This is a genomic window from Herpetosiphonaceae bacterium (genome assembly GCA_036374795.1).
GTDB lineage: Bacteria > Chloroflexota > Chloroflexia > Chloroflexales > Kallotenuaceae > LB3-1.
In genome coordinates, this window is record DASUTC010000147.1 from 1 (window position 1) to 4,067 (window position 4,067).

Annotated in this window: 5 protein-coding genes; all 5 read left to right on the forward strand. The window is 63.7% G+C overall.

Features of this window, described 5'->3' with window-relative positions; all coding sequences use genetic code 11:
- The first annotated feature begins 261 nt into the window (after positions 1-261).
- A complete protein-coding gene (locus tag VFZ66_10160) occupies positions 262-1,596 on the forward strand; it encodes a folylpolyglutamate synthase/dihydrofolate synthase family protein (GenBank protein HEX6289545.1) in 1,335 nt (444 codons plus the stop codon).
- A gap of 13 nt (positions 1,597-1,609) precedes the next feature.
- A complete protein-coding gene (locus tag VFZ66_10165; protein HEX6289546.1) occupies positions 1,610-2,020 on the forward strand; it encodes an EVE domain-containing protein in 411 nt (136 codons plus the stop codon).
- A gap of 185 nt (positions 2,021-2,205) precedes the next feature.
- On the forward strand, positions 2,206-2,400 hold the full coding sequence (gene rpsU, locus VFZ66_10170; protein ID HEX6289547.1) for a 30S ribosomal protein S21: 195 nt from the start codon (positions 2,206-2,208) through the stop codon (positions 2,398-2,400).
- 173 nt (positions 2,401-2,573) lie between these two features.
- On the forward strand, positions 2,574-3,668 hold the full coding sequence (gene prfA / locus VFZ66_10175; protein ID HEX6289548.1) for a peptide chain release factor 1: 1,095 nt from the start codon (positions 2,574-2,576) through the stop codon (positions 3,666-3,668).
- A gap of 136 nt (positions 3,669-3,804) precedes the next feature.
- The coding region (locus VFZ66_10180) for a signal recognition particle receptor subunit alpha (protein ID HEX6289549.1) at positions 3,805-4,067 on the forward strand (263 nt) is incomplete at its 3' end.

A 4,067-nucleotide genomic window follows, 5' to 3' on the forward strand; every position in this document is an offset into this window, starting at 1 on the left:
TCCCGTGGTTTGGAGTCCAGCGTATCCCGATCTCCGACGGCCTGTAGCTCCCCGGCAGCTCGTCTGTAACTCCTCCGTATGATTCGACCCGTCACGCGCAGGGCTGAGCGCCTGCGCTCGCAAGCGTCTGTCTCAGCCCGCTGGAAGCTGGTCCCGATCTCACGCCTCGGATAAGGATCGAAATCGAATAATGCTACAATGGGCCAGCACTGGTACGCAGCCGCACCCATATCGCGATAATGAGGTTATGAGGTACCCACGATGCGCAATGCTCCGCCCGACTACCAGGCGGCGTTGGATTATATCTACTCGTTCATCAACTATGAGTCCAAGATGCCGCCGACACCGCAGCACGCGCGCTTCAATCTTGGCCGTATGCGCTGGCTGCTCAAGGAGCTTGGCGATCCGCAGGCCCGCTTTCCCAGCGTGGTGGTCGCGGGCACCAAAGGCAAAGGCTCGACCTCGGCGATGCTCGAAGCGATCCTGCGCTCGGCTGGCTACCGCACGGGCCTGTTCACGTCGCCGCATCTGCACTCGTGGCGCGAGCGGATTCAGGTCGATCGGCGGCTGATTACGCAGGCCGAGGTGGTGGCGTATGTCGCGCAGCTCAAGCCGCTGGTCGATCGGCTGGACGAGCTAGGCCCGCCGACGGTCTTTGAGCTGGCGACGGCGCTGGCGCTGCGCTATTTCGCGGATCGGCAGATCGATGTGGCCGTGCTCGAAGTTGGCCTCGGAGGCCGCTACGATACGGTCAACGTCGTCACGCCGCTCGTCTCGGCGATCACGCCGATCTCGTTCGATCACATGGCGGTGCTCGGCGCGACGATCGAGGAGATCGCGTCGGCCAAGGCGGGTATCATCAAGCCGGGCGTGCCGGTGGTGGTCGCGCCGCAGATGCCGGAGGCGCTGGCGGTGATTCGCGCCGAGGCGGCAGCGCAGCACGCATCGCTGTTCCAGGCCGCGCCGGAGGGACTAGAGCCGGTGCTGTCCGATTCCGGCCCGGCGCTGCCGTATCCGATCGCGATCCGGCCCGAAGCTCTGGGTCTTGGCGGCGCGTATCAGGTCGAGAATGCACGGGCCGCCGTGGGCGCGGCGCTGCTGCTACGTCAGCGCGGCCTGTCGATCGCCGATCGCGCGCTGGAAGCGGGCCTGCGCGTCGCCTGGTGGCCGGGACGCTTCGAGGTTCTCGCGCGGCAGCCGACGATCGTGGTGGACGGCGCGATGAACGGCGCGTCAGCGCGGCGGCTGCGTGAGTCGCTGGCGACGCTGGCGCATCGGCGGCTGCTCCTGGTGCTGGGCACATCGCGCGACAAAGACATTGCCGCCCTGGCGCGAGAGCTGGTGCCGCAGGCCGACGCTGTTGTGCTGACGCGCTCCTACCACCCGCGCTCAGCGCCGGTCGATCTGCTGGCCGAGCATGTCAGGCCGCTGCTGCGCTCAGCGGATTGTCCGCTGCTCGTCACCGACGACATTCCCCCGGCGATCGAAGCCGCCCGCCGCATGGCCGCGCCCGACGATCTGATCTGTGTCACCGGCTCGCTCTTTGTGGTAGCGGCGGCGCGTGAGGCGCTGGGCGCGGCCACGGAGATCGATTAAATCAAGGAGTGATATGGCCTACTGGATTCTGAAAACCGAGCCGTCGAGCTATGCCTTCGCCGATCTGGAGCGCGAGGGACGCACCGTGTGGGATGGCGTGGCAAACGCCCAAGCGCTGATCCACATTCGCGCGATGCATTCCGGCGATGAGGCGCTGATCTACCACAGCGGCGACGAGCGAGCGGCGGTTGGGCTGGCCCGGATCGTCAGCGAGCCCTACGCCGATCCGCAGCTCGACGATCCAAAGCGCGTGGTCGTCGATGTGGCGGCGGTGCGGCGTTTGTCCCAGCTCATCAACCTGAGCGCGATCAAAGCCAGGCCGGAGTTCGCGGATTTCGGCCTGGTGCGTCAGTCGCGCCTGTCGGTGGTGCCGGTGAGCGCCGATCAGTGGCAAAGCTTGCTGCACATGGCGGGCGAGTCGTAAAAACGATTTACATCGGCGTACCGAATTCGGCAGGAAAGCGCCCAAACTATTTGCATCGGCCTGATCGATGTCGTATAATAGCCATACCACCCGCCGTAGGCGAATCTGATGGTCGAAGGAGGTGAGCGCGGCATCTTGTCGGCTCATCATTTCAGAAGAAATGAAGTCGAGCACAGCCGGAAGCTATGCATGTAGAACGACGCGATGGTGAATCCGTGGAGCAGTTGATCCGCCGATTCAATAAGGGCGTGGTCGCCGAACGGATCACCAAGACATACCGCGAGAAGATGCACTTTATCTCCCGAAGCGAGCAGCGTAAGGAGAAGCAGCGCCGCGCGGAGCGAAATCGCCGCAAGCGGGAGCGCGCTGCGCAGGGCTAGCGTAGCCGCTGAAGATCGACGGACGGGGGTACGACACCAACTGGTGCGCGCCCCCGTCTGCTTGTGTTGTTGGCGAGTTTCGGTCGCGCCGCTCAGGTGGCGGCGTTACGGCGATCTTTCTAGCTGCCAGTACGTGATACGTTGCTATCACACTGCTACGTGGTGTGTACTCTATGCTTGACTCGAATGTATTAGAAAAGCTGGCCTCGATCGAGGAGCGCTACAATCAGCTCAACGACGTGATGGCCGATCCCGACGTAGCCACCGATATTACCAAGCTGCAAGGCTACGTCAAAGAACAGAATCAGATCGCGCCCGTGGTGGCGAAGTACCGCGAGTATGCGCAGGCGCTGCGCGGCATTCGCGAGGCCGAGGAGATGCTGCGCGACAGCGGCGACGCCGATCTGCGCGAGCTGGCGCAGATGGAGCTTGACGAGCTGCGCGCGCGCATCGAGGGGCTGGACGACGAGATTAAGCTGCTGCTCCTGCCGCGCGATCCCAACGACGAGAAAGATGTGATCGTCGAGATCCGCGCGGGCGAGGGCGGCGATGAGGCCGGCCTCTTTGCCGCCGATCTCTTCCGTGCCTACACGCGCTATGCCGAGCTCAAGGGCTGGAAGACCGAGGTGATCAACTCCAACGAGAATGCGGCGGGCGGCTTCAAGGAAATCATCTTCGAGATCCACGGCGAGGGCGCATACAGCCGCATGAAGTACGAGGGCGGCGTGCATCGGGTGCAGCGCGTGCCCGCCACCGAGGCGCGCGGTCGCATCCACACCTCGACGGCGACCGTAGCGGTGCTGCCGGAGGTCGAGGACGCCGACGTTGAGATCAGGGCCGAAGATTATCGCGTGGACGTGTTCCGAGCCAGCGGACACGGCGGCCAGGGCGTCAACACCACCGACTCGGCGGTGCGCATCACCTACAAGCCGGGCACGCCTGAGCAGATGGTGGTGACGTGCCAGGATACGCGCTCGCAGATCAAGAATCGCGAGCGGGCGATGAGCGTGCTGCGGTCGCGGCTGTACGCGATCGAGCAGGAGAAGCGCCAGAAAGAGCTGGGCTCGTCGCGGATCGCGCAGGTGGGCACGGGCGAGCGCGCCGAGAAGATTCGGACCTATAACTTCCCGCAGGATCGGGTGACGGATCATCGCATCGGGCAGAACTTCTCGAACATCCCGGCGATCCTCAACGGCGATCTGGATCGGCTGATCGACGCTTTGACGGTAGCGGATAACGCCGAGCGCTTGCAGGCGGTCAGCGCTTAGGTCGAGGCCGCCGGTGCTCGTGGACATGCTGCGAATTATTTGACGCGGGCCGTTCAATCCGCTACAATGCTATATCGGCGCGGCGTAGCCGCGTTCTTCGTGCCTAGCTAGTGGCGGGCACAAGGCGAAAAGTATTATGTTTGAAAGTCTTTCTGATCGGCTCCAAAACGTATTTGCGAAACTGGGCGCGCGCGGTCGGCTCTCCGAGGCCGATGTCGACGAGGCGCTCAAGGAGGTTCGCCGTGCGCTGCTGGAGGCCGACGTTAATTTCAAAGTTGTCAAGGATTTCGTCGCGCGCGTCCGCGAGCAGGCGATCGGCCAGGATATTACCAAAAGCCTGACGCCCGATCAGATGGTCGTCAAGATCGTCAACGACGAGCTGATCCATCTGCTGGGCGA